Below are 19,697 nucleotides of genomic sequence, written 5' to 3' on the forward strand. Positions count from 1 at the left end.
TGGCCCACCGCGCCTCACCCGCGACACCGAGTGCGCCCATGCCCGACACATTGCTTGACCCGATCACTCTCGGGGACGTGCTCCGGGTGGCCTCGGCCTCGGACTACACCCGCTGGGAGGACCAGATCCGCCGCACCGGCGGCTGCTCCGACCCGATCCACCTCACCGGCTGGGTTCTCCACAAGGACAAGACCACCGGCGAGACCCTGCACCACTACTCCACCGAGAAGGAGCCGGGCGGACGCCTCCGCCTCGCCTGCGGCAACCGCCGCGCCTCCCGCTGCCCGTCCTGCGCCTGGACCTACGCGGGCGACACGTACCACCTGATCCGCGCCGGCCTGGCCGGAGACGACCGCCGCGACATCCCCGCCACCGTCCGCGATCACCCGCGCGTCTTCGCCACCCTCACGGCCCCCTCGTTCGGCACGGTCCACAACCGCCCCGATCACGGCACCTGCCGCTGCGGCACCCCGCACGCGTCCGACGCTCCGGAGCTGGGCACCGCCCTCGACCCGGACAGCTACGACTACGCGGGCGCCGTGCTGTTCAACAACCACGCCGGTCAGCTCTGGCAGCGCTTCACGACGCGACTCCGCCGCGAACTCGCCGCCCGCGTCGGCCTGCCCCGCCGGGAACTCTCCGAACACCTCCGCGTCTCGTACGGCAAGGTTGCCGAGTTCCAGAAGCGCGGCGCCCTGCACTTCCACGCCGTCGTACGCCTCGACGGCCCGGAGGGGCCCGGGACACCCCCGCCCGTCTGGGCCACGATCGACCTCCTCACGGACGCGGTTCGTGCCGCCGCAGCGCACTCGTACACGTCCGTGTCGGTCCCGGCTGCCGGTGACGAGCCCGCCCGTACCTTCCGCTGGGGCCGACAGTTTGACGTCCGCCCGGTCAAGGCGTTCGGTGACGGCTCCGACATCACCGAGCAGGCCGTCGCCTCGTATGTGGCCAAGTACGCGACCAAGGCCGCCGAGAACACCGGCACCCTGGACCGCCGTATCGGCGAACTCGCCGAACTCGACCGCCACCAGGTCCCCGACCACACCCGGCGGCTCATCACCGCGTGCCGCGACCTGGACAGCCTCTACCCGGACCGGCGCCTCTGGGCCTGGGCCCACATGCTCGGCTTCCGCGGGCACTTCTCGTCCAAGTCGCGCACCTACTCCACCACCCTCGGCGCCCTCCGTCAGGAACGAGCCGACTACCGCGCAGCCCAAGAGGCATCCGTCCTCGGCCTCGACGACCGCGAGCCGGACACCGTCCTCGTCCTGGCGGACTGGCAGTACGCCGGCCACGGCCACACCCCGGGTGAAGCCGCACTCGCCGCGACCATCGCCCGTGACCTCCAGACCAACCGCGAAACCGCCCGCGACGCCCTCCTGCACGAAGGGAGCACGGAATGACCACGGCCATCCGGTCACGACGCACCATGCTCACCCTCGCGGAGGTCTGCGAGGAACTGGCCATCTCCCGCTCGACCTTCTACGACTGGCGGGCCAAGCGCCGTGCGCCGCGCTGCATCAAGCTCCCGAACGGCGACCTCCGGATCCGGCGGAGCGACCTCGATCACTGGCTCGACGACCGCGAGGACGCCGCCTGATGGAGACGACGTACGACGTGAAGATCTACAAGATCCTCACCTACAAGGGCGCCCGGAAGACCACGTACACCGTGCGTTGGGTGGTCGCGGGCAAGCGCTGGCGTGAGCCCTTCAACACCGTCGCGCTCGCCGAGGGCTTCCGCTCGGAACTCATCCGGGCCACGGGCAAGGGCGAGGCCTTCGTCGTCGCCACGGGTCTCCCGGTGTCCCATCGCTCCAAGTCGGCTGCCATGAGCTGGTACAAGTTCGCCGTCGAGTACGTGGACGCCCGCTGGTCTCAACTCGGCGGCAACAGTCGCAAGAACATCGCCAAGACCATGACGGCGACCACCATCGCGCTGCTGCGGGCCAAGCCCACCCAGTTCGCCCCTGCGGCCGTACGCACCGCGCTGCGTGAGTGGGCGTTCAACACGAACCGACGCCCGGACGCGCCCCGAGACGTGGTGGCCATCCTGAAGTGGGTCGAGCGGAATTCCCTGCCCGTCTCCGCCTGGGAGGACCCGGAGAAGGTCGACCAGGTCCTGCAAGCCATCGACACCCGCCTCGACGGCAAGCAAGCGGCGGCCTGGTCCCGGAAGCGCAACCGCCGGATCCTCAACGTCGCCATGAAGTACGCGATCCGGCGGCGCATCCTTCGGGCCAACCCCCTTCCCAAGGGCAAGGAGTCGACGGCGGTCACGAAAACCACGAACGCCGTGGACAAGCGGTCCTTGCTGAATCCCGAGCAGGCGGCGGCCATCCTCGACTGGATCCGGCGTCGGCCGCGGGGCGGCAAGCGGCTCCACGCCTTCTTCGCCACGCTGTACTACTGCGGCCCCCGGCCCGAGGAAGCCGTAGCCATGCGGGTGGAGGACGTGACCCTGCCGGAATCCGACGCCGACGACCAGTGGTGCGAGCTGCTGATCCACACAGCTACCCCTGAGGTCGGGAGGCAGTGGACCGATACGGGGGAGATCCACGAGCAACGCGACCTCAAAGGCCGCGCGGAGGGCGAGACACGCACCGTGCCAGGGCATCCGGCCCTCACGCGCATCCTGCGGCAGCACATCGCCGATGAACAGCTCCAGCCGGGTGATCTGCTCTTCCAGGGTGAGTTCGGTGGGATCCTCGCCGGCTCCGTCATCCGCCGGGCGTGGCGCAGTGCGCGTAAGGCCGTACTGCCCCCGCACGTCTTTGAGTCACCCACCGGACGACGCGTTTACGACAACCGGATCACGCGCCTGACGAAGTGGCTCAACGACGGCATCCCGCCCGCTCAGGTGGCCGAGTGGGCCGGGAACAGCGTCGCCGTGCTGCTGGCGACTTACGCCCGGTGCATCGACGGGCAGCTGCCGGACCTGAAGCGGCGGCTGGAAGCTGCGGGTGACCTTCCGGAGGCGGAGGTGCCGGGCGCCGGCTGATCTTCGGCCGGTCGAGAACTTCGACACGTATTCGACACGGCCACCCGCGAAAACACGGTGACAGCCGGACAGCCCCGGAGTCTGCCCTTGATCATCAAGAGGGTGTCTGGGGCTTCGTCGTACCCACGGACATCCGCTCTGACCTGCAAAAAGCCCTCCCGAGCGGGAGGGCGGAGACTGGCGCCCCCGGCAGGACTCGAACCTGCGGCCAAGCGCTTAGAAGGCGCCTGCTCTATCCACTGAGCTACGGGGGCCGGTGGGGTGGCCTCGTGCTTGGTGCCCTGGTGAGGGCTGACCCGTGACGTTGCCGGGGTCAAGGATAGGGCTCCCGGTTCCTCGACCCTGTCGCTTCGCCTCCGTGGCTCGATGTGGAGGTTCGGTGAAGCGGTCCTGATAATCGCAGGCAGGTACGAATCGTGCACCGCTTTTGGCGCCTGACGCACCGGGTGTTGTGCACTCGTTATGCCTGGACTGTGCGCGTGTCCCGGTCATCCCTTCCGTCCGTTCTGTTCCGTCGGCGCGCAGACATGTCTATATGCTTCAGAATTCCCCTAAAATTGGGCATTCTTCGCATGTGGTGACCTTGGACGTACGGCCTCAGCTGCTCGACACACTCTCCGCTCTGCGCGACCGTGTCGCCGCCGCACGCTTTCCGCTGCCCCTCGCGGGGGCGCCACGCGCGCGTGCCAACCGCGACGAACTCCTCGCGCAACTCGACGACTATCTGGTACCCCGCCTACGGCAGCCCGAGGCACCGCTGCTGGCCGTCATCGGCGGCTCCACCGGCGCGGGCAAGTCCACGCTCGTGAACTCCCTGGTCGGCCGGCGGGTCAGCGAGGCCGGTGTGCTCCGGCCGACCACCCGGACGCCGGTCCTTGTCTGCCATCCGGAGGATCATCACTGGTTCAGCGGGATGCGTGTGCTGCCCCACCTCACCCGCGTGTGGGTGCCCCACCAGGACCCCGCCGACGAGCTTCTGCTCACCGACGAGGACCCCGCGCGCGTGCTGCGCGTCGAGACCGCCGACACCCTCCCGCGCGGGCTCGCCCTCCTCGACGCCCCGGACGTCGACTCGCTGATCGCCGAGAACCGCGTTCTCGCCGCCGAGCTGATCTGCGCCGCCGACATCTGGATCATGGTCACGACCGCCGCCCGCTACGCCGACGCCGTCCCCTGGCACCTGCTGCGCACCGCCAAGGAGTACGACGCGACCCTGGTCACCGTCCTGGACCGGGTGCCCCACCAGGTCGTCTCCGAGGTCTCCCGGCAGTACGCGGCCCTGCTCACCAAGGCCGGGCTCGGTGACGTACCCCGCTTCACCGTGCCCGAACTGCCCGAATCCGCCTGGGGCGCCGGGCTGCTGCCCACCACCGCCGTCGCGCCCCTGAAGAGCTGGCTCGTCCACCACGCCCAGGATCCCGCGGCCCGCCACCACGTCGTGGCCCGTACGGCCTACGGCGTCCTCGACTCGCTCAAGTCCCGCCTGCCCGAGCTGGCCGGCGCCGCCGCCGCCCAGTACGCCGCGGCCTGCCGGCTCACCTCCGCCGTCGAGACCGCGTACGACAAGGAGCACGCGCGCGTGCGGGCCCGGCTCCAGTCCGGCGCCGTACTCGCCGGGGACGCCCTCAAACGCTGGCGCGCCTTCCCCCTGGACTGCACCGCCGGGGAACTCCTGGACGCCCTCGTGGACAGCCTGGCCGCCCTGCTGCTGTGCGCCGTGACCGCCGCCGACGAGCGCGTCGACGACGCCTGGCGGCGCGAGCCCGCCGCCGACGCCCCGAGGCTCGCCGAGCGGAAGGCCTCCCTGGAGAGCGCCGAGCACCGCATCGGGCTCGCGGCCCGGCGCTGGCGGCGCGAGCTGGAGGAGTACGCCGAGGACGAGGTACGCGTGCTGGAGCGGACCGGCGCACCCGACCCGGAGGTCGTCTCCGCCCTCGTCGCCACGGCCGTGCTCGGCGGGCGCCGGGCGCGCACCGCGGGCGAGGGGCTCGCCGAGCGGCTCGGGGCCCACGGCGTGCTGCGGCTGCGCGACCGGGCCGGCCGGCTGCTCGTCGAACACGTGGACCGCGTCATGCAGCGCGAACGCGAGCGGCGCCTCGCCCCGCTCGACGCCCTGGACGTCCATCCCGAGCCCCAGGCCGAACTCATCGCCGCGCTGTCCGTACTGCAGAAGGAGAGGTGACCGGTGACCGCCGTCACTGACCACGACCACACCGATCACACCGATCACAGGAGGCGCATCGACCACGGCAGCGACAGCGGTGACGCGGAGCCCGGGGAGCACGGTGGTCACCCCGGCTCGGGCCCCGGGGGCGGTGCCGAGCGCGGGCCCGAGGGCGGCGCCGAGCGCGCGGGTGGCCTCCCGGAAGCCCGGCTGGACCTCGTCAAAGGCAAGCGCGGTGACGACGGTCCCGGCACCGATCACCGCGCGGTCGCCCCACGACCGGCCACCGTCGCCCTCTCCGGGGACGAGGGCGAGGGGAACGGGGAGGGCGGCGGCAGAGGCGAGGACGACGGTCCGGAAAGGGGCCACAGCAGGGGGTCGAAGGGCCTGGGTGGAGGCCAGGTCAAGGGTCTGGAAGGGGCGCGCGGCCAGGGCCCGGACGCCGGCGGCGGGGCCCCCGCGCGCGTGAAGGACGAGAGCGCCGGCCGCGACGAACGCGACCGAGACGGTGCAGGCGGTGGACACGGCGCGCAAGGCGCGCACGGCGCACGCGACCGCACCCCCGATCGTGACCGCCGCGCGCGCGGGCACAGCGCCGAGGACGGCGGCGTCTCCGTACCCCGGTCACAGCCCCACTCGCCGAAGCCCCGCCCCGCCCCCGACGGCACGCCTCCCAAGACCACCGCCACGACCGACTCCGCTACCGCGGACGGCACCGTTACGGCGAACGGCACGGGTACGGCGAACGGCACGGGTACGGCGCACGGGACCAGCACCACGAAAAGCGCCGACACCACGAAAGGCACCGACAGCAGTGCCGACGGCAAGGCCGACTCCGCCGGTGCCTGGGACGACGGTCTCATCGCGCGGCGCGTCACCGACGCCAGCGCCGCCGCCCTCGCCGCCGAGCGCGCCTCCGCCGCGGAACCCGCGCACCGCGGGCCGGGCAGCCACACCCCCGCCCCGCTGGCGTACGACGGCCCGCTGCGCTCCCGCCTGGACGCCCTGCGCGAACTCGTCGGGCTCTCCCGCACCCGACTGGACAGCAGCACCCTCGCCGAGGCCGGGCGCGTCCTGGACGAGGCCGCCGCGCGCCGCAAGCTCTCCGGGCGGCACACCGTCGTCGCCCTCGCCGGAGCGACCGGCAGCGGCAAGTCCCAGCTGTTCAACGCGCTCGCCGGAGTGCCCATCTCGGAGACCGGCGTACGACGCCCGACCACGGCCGCACCCATCGCGTGCAGCTGGAGCGACGGCGCGGCGGGCCTCATCGACCGGCTGGGCATCCCGGGCCGGCTGCGCCGCCGCCCGCTGCACGGCCCCGACACCGAGGGGCAGCTTCGCGGACTGGTCCTGGTGGACCTGCCCGACCACGACTCGGCCGCCGTACAGCACCGGGAACAGGTGGACCGGATCCTGAAACTGGTCGACGCGGTCATCTGGGTCGTGGACCCGGAGAAGTACGCCGATGCCGTCCTGCACGAGCGGTACCTGCGGCCGATGGCCGGTCACGCCGAGATCATGTTCATCGTCCTCAACCAGGTGGACCGGCTGCCCGGGGACGCCGCCGACCAGGTCCTGGACGACCTGCGGCGACTGCTGGACGAGGACGGCATCGCGCTCGGCGAGCACGGCGAACCCGGCGCCACCGTGCTCGCGCTGTCCGCGCTCACCGGGGAGGGTGTCGGCGATCTGCGCGAGGCGCTCGGCCAGTTCGTGGCGGAGCGCGGCGCGGCGGCCCGCCGGGTGGCGGCCGACGTCGACACCGCCGCCGCCGAGCTGCGGCCCGTCTACGCCACCGGACGACGGGCCGGCCTCAGCGAGGAGGCGCGCGAGGACTTCGCCGCGCGGCTCGCGGACGCGGTCGGCGCCACCGCGGCGGGCGAGGCAGCCGAGCGCGCCTGGCTGCGCAACGCCAACCGCGCCTGCGGCACGCCCTGGCTGCGGCTGTGGCGCTGGTACCAGGGCCGTGCCGATTCCACGACGGGCCGCCACGCGGTGCGCGCCCAGGCCGACGAGGAGGCGACGGCCCGGCAGAGCGTCGAGCAGGCGGTGCGTACGGTGTCCGACCGTGCCTCGGCCGGGCTGCCCGCTCCCTGGGCCCAGGCGGTGCGGGAGGCGGCCGTCCGCGGTTCCCACGGGCTGTCCGAGGCGCTGGACGACCTGGCGGCCCGGGCCGGACTGCCGCCTGGCCGTCCGCCCCGGCCGGGCTGGTGGCCGGTGGCCGTACTCGTCCAGGCGGCGATGACCCTGCTGCAGATCACGGGCGGTGCGTGGCTCGTGGGCCAGATCGCCGGGGTGATGGCGCCCAACCTGGGTGTCCCGGTGCTGCTGATGGTGTGCGGGATCATCGGCGGGCCGCTGGTGGAGTGGGCCTGCCGGATGGCGGCACGGGGGCCCGCGCGGCGCTACGGCCAGGAAGCGGAACGCCGACTACGGGAGGCGGCGGCGAGCTGCGGCCGGGCCCGGGTGCTCGATCCGGTGGCGGCGGAACTGCTGCGGTACCGGGAGGTGCGTGAACAGTACGGGAGGGTCGTGCGGACCGGGAGCGGGGTGAGGTGAGGTGAGGTGAGAAAGCCTGGTCAGCGCGGGGGAGGTGGCTGACCGGGGGTTACGGGAGCGCTGGGGGTGGGTGTCGCGAGCGCTCGTGGTGGGTGACCCCGGTTGCCGGCCGGTGGTCACCCCTGCGGGTGGCGAGGTTTTCCACAGGGGAGCGGTCCTCCACAGCGCTCAGCGGGCTCGGCCCGGCGGAGGCAGTCTGAGGGCACGGCGATCGCACGGCGGGTCCGGCCAGGAGAAGGCGGCGGGCGGTGCGGGCGGTCGTCGGGTGGTGCCGGCGCGTACGGCATAGGTACGCGCCGGCACGGCAGACGCAGCCGTACGGGACGGGCCCGTACGCGTGCCCGTCCGGCCGGAAGGGGCAGGGCGGGGGAGGGGAGCGATCGAAGTGAACGAGACCACTGTCTGTGTCGTGGGGAACGTGGCGACCCGGCCGGCCTACCGAGAGCTGGCGACGGGACCGTCGGCCCGGTTCCGGCTCGCGGTGACCGCGCGCTACTGGGACCGGGAGAAGAACGCCTGGACGGACGGGCACACCAACTTCTTCACCGTGTGGGCCAACCGGCAGCTCGCGGTCAACGTGGCCGCGTGCGTGGAGGTGGGCCAGCCGGTCGTCGTCCAGGGCCGGCTCAAGGTGCGCACGGAGGTGCAGGGACAGCAGCAGTGGGCCTCCGCCGACATCGACGCCGTGGCGATCGGCCACGACCTGTCGCGCGGTATGGCGTTCTTCCAGCGCGCGGTCAAACCGGAGGCGCCATCGACGGCGGCCCGCCCGGAGCCGAACTGGGAGACACCGCGGCCGACGGAACCGTTGGACGGACAGCCGGGGCAGCACGGCCAGGAACAGCAGGAACAAGGCGCGGGAGAAGGAGGAGTCGAGGCACAGGAACAGCAAGCGGCGGTGGTGACATGACGTCAGCGATGGTCGCACTTGGGCGCGTTGTCGCTGGTCCGTCCCCAAAGTTCCCGCGCACGGCCCGAACAGGCCGTACGAACCGGTGGATTTGTCGATACGGCCAGCTCGCGGACGGTCCCGGCGATAACGATTACGGATCGGATCGGCCATCGGATGATCCGACCGCCGGGTGAGGCTCCGCCTGATCCATAGGATGCCGGGCGTGCCCCTTGGGGCTGCCGATTCTGCTGGTGGGACCGTCCCCCACGTCCAACGGGTCCTGCTCGAAGGGGAATTCTGTGCTTGCTGCGCTCTCTGGGTTCTGCCGGTCCACGGGAACGGCCCGCATGGCCGCCGCCGCCACGGTGACCGGCCTGGTGGCGGCCGGCGTGCTGTCCGGCGCCGGTACGGCCGTGGCCGTGGACACACCGCAGACCCAGGGCGGCGCGACGGCGACGATCAACGGTCTGAAGACCTACGGCGAGGCCGTGATCCACGAGGACGGCGGCGACCAGCGGGTGTCCGCAGGGCTTTTCGAGATGTCCGTGGACGGTGGCGGCACCCTGCAGACGTACTGCGTGGACCTCCACAACCCGACCCAGCGGGACGCCAGATACCAGGAGACGCCCTGGAGCGGCACCTCGCTGGGCACCAACAAGGACGCGGGCCGGATCCGGTGGATCCTGCAGAACTCCTACCCCCAGGTCAACGACCTCGCCGCACTCGCGCGGCGCGCGGGAACGAGCGGGCTGACCGAGCAGGACGCGGCGGCCGGCACCCAGGTGGCCATCTGGCGCTACTCCGACGGCGCGAAGGTCGACGCCGTGGACCCGCGGGCCGAGAAGCTCGCCGACTATCTGGAGAAGAGCGCCCGGAGCGTCGCCGAGCCGCAGGCCTCGCTCACCCTGGACCCGCCCGCGGTCTCCGGCCGGCCGGGCGACCTGCTCGGGCCGGTGACCGTGCACACCAACGCGGGCGCCGTCACGGTGAGCCCGCCGGCGGACGCGGCCACCAGCGGGGTGCGGATCATCGACAAGACCGGCAAGGTGATCACTTCGGCCGGGAACGGCAGCCAGCTGTTCTTCGACATCCCCGAGGACGCGGCGGACGGAACGGCCCAGCTGAGCGTGCAGGCGTCGACGACCGTGCCGGTGGGTCGGGCCTTCGCCTCCGAGAGCCGCAGCCAGACCCAGATCCTGGCCGGCTCCAGCGAGTCCACGGTCTCCGCGACCGCGACGGCGGGCTGGGCGGAGAAGGGCTCCATACCGGCGGTGTCGGCCCGCAAGAACTGCGCCAAGGGCGGCGTGGACATCACCACGGCCAACACGGGCGGCGAGCCGTTCACCTTCCGCCTGATGGGCACCGAGCACACGATCCCCGCGCATGCGTCCCGCACGGTGACCGTACCGCTCCAGGAGGACCAGGCGTACGACTTCACGATCACCGGCCCCCATGGCTTCAGCCACCGCTTCACCGGCGTCCTGGACTGCAAGACGCAGGGCACGATCACGACGGAGACGGCCCAGCTCCACACCGAGCCCAGCCCGGTCACCGTGGGCGGAAACACCGCGGACACCACCAACCTGGCCGCCACCGGTGGCTCGATGATCACTCCCATGATCGCGGGCGTGGCCATCGGGCTGGTGGTGATCGGCGGCGTGGTCCTGATCGTGCTGCGCAAGAGGGAGTCGACCCACGGCGGATGACCCGCGGGCCCGGCCTGCTGGATGACGGTCCACTCGCCGCGGTCGGGTACGGCTTCGCCCCGCCACAGCCCGCCCCCCTCGGCGGCATGACGGAAGCGCTGCCGCGGGTTGACAGCCCTGTCGAGTGTTCCGGCAAGTCCGCACCGGGCGGCGCTTCCAGTGGTGATGCTGAGGTGCAGCAGCGGAGTGCGGCGCTTCCGGGTGAATGGAGCCGTTCGGTGCGCGGCGACCGGCGTGGCAGCGGGTAGGGCATGGTGCTGTCGGACAAGAAGCGGACAGGGAGCAGTCCTATGCCGAAGTTCCTCATCCAGGCCACCTACACGCCAGAGGGTACGAAGGGGCTGCTCAAGGAAGGCGCCAGCGGCCGTCGCGACGCCGTCGACCGAGTCGTCGCCGACCTCGGCGGGACGGTGGAGGCCATGTACTTCGCCTTCGGCGAGGACGACCTGGTGTTTCATCGACCTCCCCGACCCGGTGTCGATGGCCGCCGTCAGCCTCACCGTCAAGGCGAGCGGTGCCCTGCACACCCGGGCCACTCCCCTCCTCACACTGGAGGAGGTCGACGAGGCCGCCGGCCGGCAGGTCGCCTTCCGCGCTCCCGGCGCGTGAGTCAGGGAGGGTCTGGCGGGCGGTCGTACCAGACCGTGTGAGCAGCCACGGGGAACGTGTACCTCGTCACCCTCTGCCCCCACCCCCGTGCTATGCCTGCTTCAGCTCATGGACGCAGGAGCGAGGGGGCGGCGATGGAAGAGCGGGCGTGGGCCACTGCCGGCGAGAAGGGCAGTCCCGACAGGGAGTCAGCGAGCCGGGTGCGGCTCACGGGCGCGGCGCTGATCGTGCTGTCCCTGACGGCGGCCGCGCTGAGCTATTTGGCGTTCACGGTGTGGGTGCCGGGTCAGCAGGAGCGCTACGAGCAGTACCGGGCGGCTGAGCCGTGCCCCGCGCAGGCGTCACCGCGTGCGGCGGCTGCGGCGGACTGCCTCCTGACCGGGCAGTTCACCGTCACGAGGACCGAGTCCACGTTCACGGGAAAGGTCACGGTCTACGAGGCGACCCTCAGGGAGCAGGGCGACGCCTCGCGGCAGACGATCGTGCGGTTCAGCGACTCCAGGCCCCTCTTCGACACGCTGCACCGGGGCGACGAGGTCACCGCCACCGGCTGGCGCGGCGACATCGTCGCCCTCAGCAAGGACGGCGTCCGCCAGCACACCTCCGACGCACCCCGCGACGAGCTCTCGGGAAACGCCGCCCTGGGCGTCCTCCTCGCACTCCTCGCGGCCCAGTCGCTGGTGTTCGGCGCGGTCCGCCTGGCCAAGCCCACCGCCTACGCGCCCCTCGTCTGGGAGCCGTACGGCAGGTGGCTGGCCTTCACCAACATCGGCGTCGGCGTCGGGGTGGGGGCCGTCTCGGTGTGGCTCGACCTCCCGTGGTGGACCGTGCTCGCGACCGTTCCGGTCCTGGTGGGCACGGTGATGGCACGACTGATGAGCGGGCGGCGGCGCGCGGCGGCGTCCTCGGCGAAGACGGGGCGGCACCAGGACGCTGGAGTGAGTTCGCGATAGTTCGGAAGCAGCCTCGTGTCGCGCACGACCGCGCTACCGCGTACGACAGCGCTACCTGGTCGTGAGTCAGAGGCCGTCGCGCTCGGTCAATGAGCCGTCCCGAACGTGGAACCCGTACCGCTCGATGGCGGTCGCCGGCCGAGCAGGGCAGTTCGCAGGGGAGGGGTTCGCCGGTGTTCTCGATGATCCCGCTGTCCGCCGCCACGAGGTGTTCCGGGAGCCCGGACGGGACGTCGATCATCACTCGCTGGTCGCCGATGACGTCCACGCCCGGCGGGCTGGCCACGCACGCCGTTCCCTCCGGGGGGAGAGACGCCGGCCCCGAGATCCGAGCCCGCGCGTTCCTCGGTCTCCCAGCCGGGTGGAGCCGCCGCATAAGGGCGGTCGTCCGGGGCGCGGTCCGGACGACCGCCTGCCGCGGCAACCGCGGCACGTCCCCGTCGGCGTCACCAGCAGTCCCGGCTTGGCTCCCAAAGCCCCTCTCCAGAGCGTGGCCCCCGACGGCGAACGGACCACAGCCGCACGTACTGACAGCAGAGACTCACCCGGGCGTGGGCCGTGCCAGAGCCCCGAGGCCGGCCAACGGCGACCGGCAGTGACAGACGAGCCGCAGCCCGCAGCAGCGAAACCCCAGGTCAGCACGCCCGGGCCCGACGGGTTTCCCCCCAGGGGTAGCCGTCAGGCAAGATGGGGTGTATCTGCCCACTGCCAGATTTCAAGCTGCCGGACGGTTTCTCTTGGCTGAGTTCATTTACACCATGCGCAAGGCGCGCAAGGCGCACGGCGACAAGGTGATCCTCGATGACGTCACCCTGAACTTCCTCCCCGGGGCGAAGATCGGCGTCGTCGGCCCGAACGGTGCCGGTAAGTCGACCGTGCTGAAGATCATGGCGGGGCTGGAGCAGCCGTCCAACGGTGACGCCTTCCTCTCGCCCGGCTACAGCGTCGGCATCCTGCTCCAGGAGCCCCCGTTGAACGAGGAGAAGACCGTCCTGGAGAACGTCCAGGAGGGTGTCGCCGAGATCAAGGGCAAGCTCGACCGGTTCAACGAGATCGCCGAGCTGATGGCGACCGACTACTCCGACGCGCTGCTCGACGAGATGGGCAAGCTCCAGGAGGACCTGGACCACGCGAACGCGTGGGACCTCGACGCCCAGCTCGAGCAGGCCATGGACGCGCTGGGCTGCCCGCCCGGCGACTGGGCCGTGACCAACCTCTCCGGTGGTGAGAAGCGCCGCGTCGCGCTCTGCAAGCTGCTGCTGGAACAGCCCGACCTGCTGCTCCTGGACGAGCCCACCAACCACCTCGACGCCGAGTCGGTGAACTGGCTGGAGCAGCACCTGGCCAAGTACCCGGGCACCGTCGTGGCGATCACCCACGACCGGTACTTCCTGGACAACGTGGCCGAGTGGATCCTGGAGCTCGACCGCGGGCGCGCCTACCCGTACCAGGGCAACTACTCCACCTACCTGGAGACCAAGGCCGCCCGCCTCAAGGTCGAGGGCCAGAAGGACGCCAAGCGCCAGAAGCGGCTCAAGGAAGAGCTGGAGTGGGTGCGGTCGAACGCCAAGGGGCGCCAGGCCAAGTCCAAGGCCCGTCTCGCGCGGTACGAGGAGATGGCCGCCGAGGCCGACAAGATGCGGAAGCTGGACTTCGAGGAGATCCAGATCCCGCCGGGCCCGCGCCTGGGCAACGTCGTCGTCGAGGTCAACGACCTGCACAAGGGCTTCGGCGAGAAGATCCTCGTGGACGGGCTGTCCTTCACGCTGCCGCGCAACGGCATCGTGGGGGTGATCGGTCCGAACGGCGCCGGCAAGACCACCCTCTTCAAGATGATCCAGGGCCTGGAGACGCCTGACTCGGGTGACATCAAGGTCGGCGACACCGTCAAGATCTCCTACGTCGACCAGAGCCGCGAGAACATCGACCCGAAGAAGACGCTGTGGGAGGTCGTGTCCGACGGGCTCGACTACATCAACGTCGGCCAGGTCGAGATGCCGAGCCGGGCGTACGTGTCGGCCTTCGGGTTCAAGGGCCCGGACCAGCAGAAGCCGGCCGGGGTCCTCTCCGGCGGTGAGCGCAACCGGCTCAACCTGGCGCTGACCCTGAAGCAGGGCGGCAACCTGCTGCTCCTCGACGAGCCCACCAACGACCTCGACGTCGAGACGCTCTCCAGCCTGGAGAACGCCCTGCTGGACTTCCCCGGCTGCGCCGTCGTCGTCTCCCACGACCGGTGGTTCCTCGACCGCGTGGCGACGCACATCCTCGCCTACGAGGGCGAGTCGAAGTGGTTCTGGTTCGAGGGCAACTTCGAGTCGTACGAGAAGAACAAGATCGAGCGGCTCGGTGCCGACGCCGCGCGTCCGCACCGCGCCACCTACAAGAAGCTGACCCGGGGCTGATCGGTCTTGCGCCACATCTACCGCTGCCCGTTGCGCTGGGCGGACATGGACGCGTACGGCCACGTCAACAACGTGGTGTTCCTCCGCTACCTGGAGGAAGCCCGGATCGACTTCCTGTTCCGCCCGGACAAGGACTTCAAGCAGGGGTCCGTGGTGGCGCGCCACGAGATCGACTACAAGCGGCAGCTCGTCCACCGGCACGAGCCGGTGGACGTCGAGCTGTGGGTCACCGAGATCAAGGCCGCGTCCTTCACGCTCACCTACGAGGTGAAGGACGGGGACCTCGTGTACGTGCGGGCGTCGACGGTCATCGTGCCGTTCGACTTCGACGCCCAGCGCCCGCGGCGGATCACCGCGGAGGAGCGTGAGTTCCTCCGCGAGTACATGGACACCGCCGAGGGCCCCGCGGACGCAGAGCCCGATCCCGAAGGCGAGGCCGTCGCGGCATGACCGTGCTGCACCTGGCCGACGAGACGGAGGCGGCGGACCTCGCCGCCTTCCTCTCCCGGCTGCTCCACTTCGACCGTGGGGCCGCGGTGCGGCTGCAGGCGGCCGGCACCGCACTCGCCGTCTTCGGCCGGCCACCGTCCTTCGAGGTGCTGGCCGTCCGCGCGGTGCGGCTGGCCAAGCCCTACGAGGACGGGCTCGACGTCACCCTCGACGTGACCGTCTCCGCCGGTGAGTTCCTGGAGTCCGTGGACGAGCGCGCGGCCACCGCCGCCGTCCCCGGCGCGGTCACCGGACCGCCGTGGGCCGGGGTGCTGCCGCCGCGCGCCGGCTGGCGGCCCGAGCCGGGACTGCCGGTGCCCGACGCACTGCGTGCCACGGTCGCCGCCGCGGTGGCCGAATTCCGCTCGCGCACCGAGGAGCTGGGGCCGCACGGGCGTACCCGCGCGGAGCTGGACCGGATCGGGCAGGACATCTGGTCCCGGCAGATCGCGGGCACCCGGCTGCCGGTACGGGCCGTGCACGCGGCCCAGTCACTGGGCTTCCTGCGGCCCGGCGGTGAACCGGGCGGCATCGGGCTGTTCTCCTCGGGGGCGTGGCTGCGGCTGCGTACGCCGTACGGCTCGGTGGCCGTGCGGCAGACGGGACTGCTCGGGGCCTTCGGGGTCAGTGTGCGCTGAGCAGGGCCGGCCGGCGTGTGCGGGGCCAGGCGGGTCGGTGTGTGCTGAACCCGGTGGTTCCGCTCATGGTGTGTCGTCGGGCCATACGCCGATGTGGTCGGACTCCAGTTCCAGGGCCACGCGGTCGCGCATGTCCAGGGCGCGGAGGTAGTCGGCGGGCAGCTGGAGGCGGCCCGCGCGGTCGAGCATGGCGTACTCGCGGGCCACGACCGTCTCGTGGCCGGTCGCCGCGTCGATCTCGCTGCGGCGCAGCACCTCGGTGGAGGTCCGGCCGTCCCGGATCGCCACCGTACGGCGGACCTCGCCCGCCACCGCCTGGTCGTGCGTGACGATGACGATCGTGGTGCCCAGGACCTCGTTGGCCGTGCGGAAGGCGTCGAAGATCTGCGCGGCCGTCTGGGAGTCGAGTTCGCCGGTGGGTTCGTCGGCGAGCAGGACGGCCGGGCCGTTGGCGAGGGCCACGGCGATCGCCACGCGCTGCTGCTGGCCGCCGGACATCTGCTGCGGGCGGCGGTCGCGGCAGTCGGCCACCTGGAGCAACTCCAGGAGTTCCAGGGCGCGTTCGGTACGGGCGCGGCGGCCCTTGCGGGTGCGGGAGAGCTGGAGGGGGAGCGCGACGTTCTGGGCCGCGGTGAGGTAGGGCAGGAGGTTGCGGGCGGTCTGCTGCCAGACGAAGCCGACGACCTCGCGGCGGTAGGCGAGACGGTCGGCGGCGGTCATGGTGAGCAGGTCGCGGCCGGCGACGCGGGCCGCGCCGGCGGTGGGGGTGTCCAGGCCGGCGAGGATGTTCATCAGGGTGGACTTGCCGCTCCCGGACGCGCCGACCAGCGCCATCAGTTCGCCCTCGCGGACGAGGAGGTCCAGTCCCTGGAGGGCCTGCACCTCTGTCCCGGCGGTGGTGAAGACGCGGACGAGGCGGTCGCAGGTGATCAGGGCGTCGTGGCCGTAGGCCGGGTTCGCTCCGGCCTCGGTGACGCGGTTGGCCAGCTCGGTCAGGCTCGGGTCGGTCGTCATGGGGTCTCCTGCGGGTACGCCGTGTCCGTGCCGGGCGGGGGTGGGGTCGCCGGCCGGTGCCGGCCGGGTGCCCTGCGGGGGGTCATCGGCCGTCCCCCGCCCGTAGTTCCGTCACCGAGCCCCGCCTCGCCGTCCACCAGGCCTGGAGCGCCGCCACTCCCACCGCCACCGTCACCACGGCGAGTGCCGGGAGCAGCAGCGACCAGGTGTCCGGGTGGAGGCGGATCCCGGTCACGGGGGTCTGGGCGGACGGGAAGGCGACGGCTGTCAGGTCGACGCCGGGCGCGAGGAGGCGGATCGCGGTCCAGCCGGTCAGGGTGCCGCCCAGGGCCGCCAGGAGGGCCTGGGGCAGGGATTCGAGGACCAGCAGGCGGCGGGACTCGGTTCGGGTGAGGCCCATCGTGCGGAGGCGGGCCAGCAGCGCGGAGCGTTCGGGGGCGGCCCGGAGCAGCGACAGCAGCAGGGCCAGCACGGCGAAGCCGGCCCCCGTGACGACGGCCGCCGTGTAGACGCGCTCGGCGCCGGACTGGACGGGCGAGTCGGCGTACCGGGCGCGTTCCTCGGCCCGCAGCCGTACGGTGGCCGAGCCTCCCACGGCCTTCCGCAGGGCGTGCGCGTCCACGTGGCCGCCGGTGAGCAGCAGGGTCGTGGGGCGGCTCGCCGGGGCGGGCAGGCCCGCCCGGTCCACGACGAGGAAGTCGGGACCGGAGACGGCCGGCGTGCGGTCGCGGACCAGGACGATCCGCACGGTGACCGCGCTGCCGTCCTCCAGCCGCACCAGGAACGGCCGCCGGGTGCCGTACGAGGAGGCGACGGAGGGGGAGGCGACGGCGGGGAGGGGCCCGGAACGGGTCTCGCCCGCGAGGCGGCCGGCGCCGGGGCGGGCCTTGGCCGTCAGGGGGCCGGTGGCGGGGTGGGCCTTGGCCGTCAGGGGGCTGGTGCGGGAGTGGTCTCCGTCTGCCGGGGGACTGGTGCGGGAGTGGTCCCCGTCTGTCGGGGGGCTGGTGCGGGAGTGGTCTCCGTCTGTCAGGGGGCTGATGCGTGCGTGGTCCCCGTGCGTCAGGAGGCTGGTGCGGGAGTGGTCCCCGTCTGCCGAGTAGTGGCTGCGGGACAGGTACCCGCTACCGGGCCGGCCCCCCGCCGTCACCCGCCCCGTGCCGGTCCGACCTCCCGCCGTCAGCCGGTCGGCCGGGAACGTGCCCAGGCCGGTGTGCGTCGTCAGGGCGTCATAGCCGCCCGGGTCGACGCCCACCAGGGGCACCGCGTTAGCGCCGTCCTCCGGTTTCGCCTCGTACGCGATGCTGACGGGGGTCACCGCGCGGACCCCGGGGACCGCGCGGGCCCGGGCGGGGGCGTCGGCGGGCAGGGGGACGCCCGCGTCCGCGCGGGCGTCCGCGCCGACCGTGAGGAGGGCCGCCCGGTCGCGGGCCTCGGCCACGCCCGCCAGCACCGAGCCGCCGAACGCCGCCGTGGTCAGCGCGGTCAGCAGGGCGAGGAGCGGGAGCACCGCGGAACCCTGGGTGCGGCCGGCGCGGGCCAGGGAGAGGTGGCCGACCGCGCCGCGGAGCCGTCCGGCGGGGCCGGACAGGCGGCGCAGCAGCAGCGGGTACACGCGCAGCAGCACGAACGCGGCGATGACACCGACCAGGACGGGGGCCACGGCCGTCAGCTGGTCGCCCGACGTGCCGCGCCGGCGCAGGGTGGCCACCGCGCCGGCGGCCAGCACCAGCAGGGTCAGCTCGGCGACCGTACGGCGCCGGGACGGCCGTACCGAGGTGATGTCCTCGCGCGGGGCCGCCAGCCGGACCGTGCGGTGGGCGACGGCGGCGCGCAGGGGGAGGGCGGCGCAGGCGGCCAGGATGACGGCCAGGGCGCACAGGACGGCCGGGGTGATCCGGCCGGCGGGGACCACGAGCAGGGACCCCGCCAGGCCGAGGACGCCGGCCGGTACGGCGATCACGGCGGTCTCGGCGAGCAGCCGCCCGGCGAGCCCGGACAGGGAGGCGCCGCGGGCGCGCAGCAGGGCGAGTTCGGCGCGGCGCCGGTCGGCGGCCAGACCACCGGTCATGAGCAGGACGACGGCGACGACCGTCGCGGCGCCCGCGGCGGCCACGGAGACCAGCGGGGCGATGCCGGAGCGCAGCCGGGAGAAGGAGGCGAGGGCGTCGTCCAGGTCGGTGCTGACGTCGGTGCCGTCGTCGGTGACGGCGCGGGCGCGTTGCAGGCCGGGACCGGACTCCAGGGCGGCGACGGCCGGCCGCAGGCGGTCCAGGTCGTGGGCGCGCAGGCCGCGCAGGTCGGGGGCGAGGTGCCAGTAGCGGGCCGGGTCGGTGCTGGTGCCCAGCAGGGCGGGAGCCGCCTCGGGGGCGAGCAGCAGCGCACCGAGCCAGTACTTGTCCGGGTCCGGGCCGGGGGTGGGCAGGGTCACCAGGGTGGGGGTGCGCAGCAGCGGGACGGTGGACCAGTAGGCGCTGCCGGGATCACGCGGGACGAGGATGCCGGTGACCCGGACGGCGAGCGGGGCACGGCCGGGCGCCGGCATGTGGACGACCGAGCCCACCTTGATGTGCAGGGCCTTGGCGGTGGCGGTGGTGACGGCGGCCTCCACCTCGGGGGTCGAGGCGTCGACCGGGCGCGGGGCGCGGGGGAACCGGCCGGTGCGCACGCGCGCGTGGCCGGCGAGGCCGTTCTGCGCGGCCAGCGAGATGCGGGCGGGCAGTCCGGTCGGCCGGGGCAGCCACGGGTCGGGCACCGCCGGGCTGACGGTGCCGGCGACGCCGTACGCGGACTCGGCGCGCCGCACGCTCAGCGGGCTGCCGACCGTGCCGAGCACCTTCTCGTACTGCCGCTTCAGTGCGCCGGGGCGCAGGGCCGCGGCGCGCCGCTCGGGTGGCAGGCCGAGGTCGGGCTGGGGGGCGGTCACGCGTACGGTGGTGTGTTCCGGGCGGGCCTGGCGGAGTGTTTGCCGTAGTCCCGCGTCCTCGTACCGGTCCACTGCGCGGGGAAGGGCGCCGGCCAGGCAGGCGGCGAGTGCGACCAGTACCGCGAGGGCGAGGGCGGCGCCGGGCGCGGCCCGCAGCCGGGTGCGCACCCAGGGAGCGACCACGCGGGCCGAGGGCCGGCTCATGTCACGCACCTCCCTGAACGTGCGGCCCCTGTCCGGGGGCCGGCCGGCGCGCGGCGGCCGCCGGGCCGGGTGCGGGCCGGAGCCGGAGCCGTCGGCATGCAGAAACCGTCCAGGGAGTGGCCGCCTCCGCGGCGACGGGAC

The 19,697-nt window shown here is 72.8% G+C and carries 14 protein-coding genes, 1 tRNA gene and 1 pseudogene; 13 read left to right on the top strand and 3 right to left on the bottom strand.

Going from position 1 to position 19,697, the window contains the following annotated elements; translation table 11 throughout:
• The first annotated feature begins 38 nt into the window (after positions 1 to 38).
• From repSA to AB0947_RS13645, 3 genes are read left to right on the top strand one after another with little or no spacing between them, the layout of a single operon-like run.
• Positions 39 to 1,406: a replication initiator protein RepSA gene (repSA, locus tag AB0947_RS13635; RefSeq protein WP_366750517.1), complete on the top strand. Its 1,368-nt coding sequence runs from the start codon at positions 39 to 41 to the stop codon at positions 1,404 to 1,406.
• On the top strand, positions 1,403 to 1,603 hold the full coding sequence (locus tag AB0947_RS13640; protein WP_171156200.1) for a helix-turn-helix domain-containing protein: 201 nt from the start codon (positions 1,403 to 1,405) through the stop codon (positions 1,601 to 1,603). The genes repSA and AB0947_RS13640 overlap by 4 nt, the downstream gene beginning before the upstream one ends.
• Positions 1,603 to 3,003: a site-specific integrase gene (locus AB0947_RS13645; RefSeq protein WP_366750518.1), complete on the top strand. Its 1,401-nt coding sequence runs from the start codon at positions 1,603 to 1,605 to the stop codon at positions 3,001 to 3,003. Before AB0947_RS13640 ends, AB0947_RS13645 begins: the two co-directional genes overlap by 1 nt.
• 178 nt (positions 3,004 to 3,181) lie before the next feature.
• Here AB0947_RS13645 and AB0947_RS13650 read toward each other — a convergent pair.
• Positions 3,182 to 3,257 (bottom strand) — tRNA-Arg (locus tag AB0947_RS13650).
• 320 nt (positions 3,258 to 3,577) lie between these two features.
• Here AB0947_RS13650 and AB0947_RS13655 point away from each other — a divergent pair.
• From AB0947_RS13655 to AB0947_RS13700, 10 genes and pseudogenes are all read left to right on the top strand, one after another.
• Complete coding sequence (locus AB0947_RS13655) at positions 3,578 to 5,185, top strand: dynamin family protein (RefSeq protein WP_366750519.1); 1,608 nt, start codon at positions 3,578 to 3,580, stop codon at positions 5,183 to 5,185.
• Between the two features lie 3 nt (positions 5,186 to 5,188).
• Positions 5,189 to 7,726 carry a YfjP family GTPase gene (locus AB0947_RS13660; RefSeq protein WP_366750520.1) on the top strand — a complete coding sequence of 846 codons (2,538 nt, stop codon included), beginning with the start codon at positions 5,189 to 5,191 and terminating at the stop codon, positions 7,724 to 7,726.
• A 385-nt stretch (positions 7,727 to 8,111) separates the two neighbouring features.
• The gene (locus tag AB0947_RS13665) at positions 8,112 to 8,636 is read left to right on the top strand and encodes a single-stranded DNA-binding protein (RefSeq protein ID WP_366750521.1); all 525 of its coding nucleotides are present in this window, start codon (positions 8,112 to 8,114) and stop codon (positions 8,634 to 8,636) included.
• Positions 8,637 to 8,965: 329 nt separating this feature from the next.
• Entirely contained in the window at positions 8,966 to 10,324 is a 1,359-nt protein-coding gene (locus tag AB0947_RS13670) for a Cys-Gln thioester bond-forming surface protein (protein WP_366750522.1), read from the top strand.
• A gap of 290 nt (positions 10,325 to 10,614) precedes the next feature.
• Positions 10,615 to 10,716: pseudogene (locus tag AB0947_RS13675) on the top strand (GYD domain protein); the annotation flags it as partial.
• 88 nt (positions 10,717 to 10,804) lie between these two features.
• Positions 10,805 to 10,933, top strand: a complete 129-nt coding sequence (locus tag AB0947_RS13680) for a hypothetical protein (RefSeq protein ID WP_366750617.1) — start codon at positions 10,805 to 10,807, stop codon at positions 10,931 to 10,933.
• Between the two features lie 134 nt (positions 10,934 to 11,067).
• Complete coding sequence (locus AB0947_RS13685) at positions 11,068 to 11,886, top strand: hypothetical protein (RefSeq protein ID WP_366750523.1); 819 nt, start codon at positions 11,068 to 11,070, stop codon at positions 11,884 to 11,886.
• Between the two features lie 737 nt (positions 11,887 to 12,623).
• Positions 12,624 to 14,288 carry an energy-dependent translational throttle protein EttA gene (ettA, locus tag AB0947_RS13690; protein ID WP_366750524.1) on the top strand — a complete coding sequence of 555 codons (1,665 nt, stop codon included), beginning with the start codon at positions 12,624 to 12,626 and terminating at the stop codon, positions 14,286 to 14,288.
• A 6-nt stretch (positions 14,289 to 14,294) separates the two neighbouring features.
• Positions 14,295 to 14,738, top strand: coding sequence for a thioesterase family protein (locus AB0947_RS13695; RefSeq protein ID WP_366750525.1), 444 nt, complete (start codon positions 14,295 to 14,297; stop codon positions 14,736 to 14,738).
• A complete protein-coding gene (locus tag AB0947_RS13700) occupies positions 14,735 to 15,415 on the top strand; it encodes a hypothetical protein (protein WP_366750526.1) in 681 nt (226 codons plus the stop codon). The genes AB0947_RS13695 and AB0947_RS13700 overlap by 4 nt, the downstream gene beginning before the upstream one ends.
• A 63-nt stretch (positions 15,416 to 15,478) precedes the next feature.
• Here the strand turns inward: AB0947_RS13700 and AB0947_RS13705 are convergent, their stop codons facing one another.
• Positions 15,479 to 16,429: an ABC transporter ATP-binding protein gene (locus tag AB0947_RS13705; protein WP_366750527.1), complete on the bottom strand. Its 951-nt coding sequence runs from the start codon at positions 16,427 to 16,429 to the stop codon at positions 15,479 to 15,481.
• Between the two features lie 82 nt (positions 16,430 to 16,511).
• Entirely contained in the window at positions 16,512 to 19,556 is a 3,045-nt protein-coding gene (locus AB0947_RS13710) for an FtsX-like permease family protein (RefSeq protein WP_366750528.1), read from the bottom strand.
• Positions 19,557 to 19,697 lie beyond the last annotated feature (141 nt).

The sequence above is a fragment of the Streptomyces sp. NPDC047841 genome (assembly GCF_040704085.1).
In the GTDB taxonomy this organism is placed as follows: Bacteria; Actinomycetota; Actinomycetes; order Streptomycetales; family Streptomycetaceae; genus Streptomyces; species Streptomyces argyrophylli.

Coding starts and splice junctions, on each gene's coding strand:
- repSA (WP_366750517.1), top strand. CDS start 39: ATGCCCGACACATTGCTTGACCCGATCACTCTCGGGGACGTGCTCCGG.
- AB0947_RS13640 (WP_171156200.1), top strand. CDS start 1,403: ATGACCACGGCCATCCGGTCACGACGCACCATGCTCACCCTCGCGGAG.
- AB0947_RS13645 (WP_366750518.1), top strand. CDS start 1,603: ATGGAGACGACGTACGACGTGAAGATCTACAAGATCCTCACCTACAAG.
- AB0947_RS13670 (WP_366750522.1), top strand. CDS start 8,966: ATGGCCGCCGCCGCCACGGTGACCGGCCTGGTGGCGGCCGGCGTGCTG.
- AB0947_RS13680 (WP_366750617.1), top strand. CDS start 10,805: ATGGCCGCCGTCAGCCTCACCGTCAAGGCGAGCGGTGCCCTGCACACC.
- AB0947_RS13685 (WP_366750523.1), top strand. CDS start 11,068: ATGGAAGAGCGGGCGTGGGCCACTGCCGGCGAGAAGGGCAGTCCCGAC.
- AB0947_RS13700 (WP_366750526.1), top strand. CDS start 14,735: ATGACCGTGCTGCACCTGGCCGACGAGACGGAGGCGGCGGACCTCGCC.
- AB0947_RS13705 (WP_366750527.1), bottom strand. CDS start 16,429: ATGACGACCGACCCGAGCCTGACCGAGCTGGCCAACCGCGTCACCGAG.
- AB0947_RS13710 (WP_366750528.1), bottom strand. CDS start 19,556: ATGAGCCGGCCCTCGGCCCGCGTGGTCGCTCCCTGGGTGCGCACCCGG.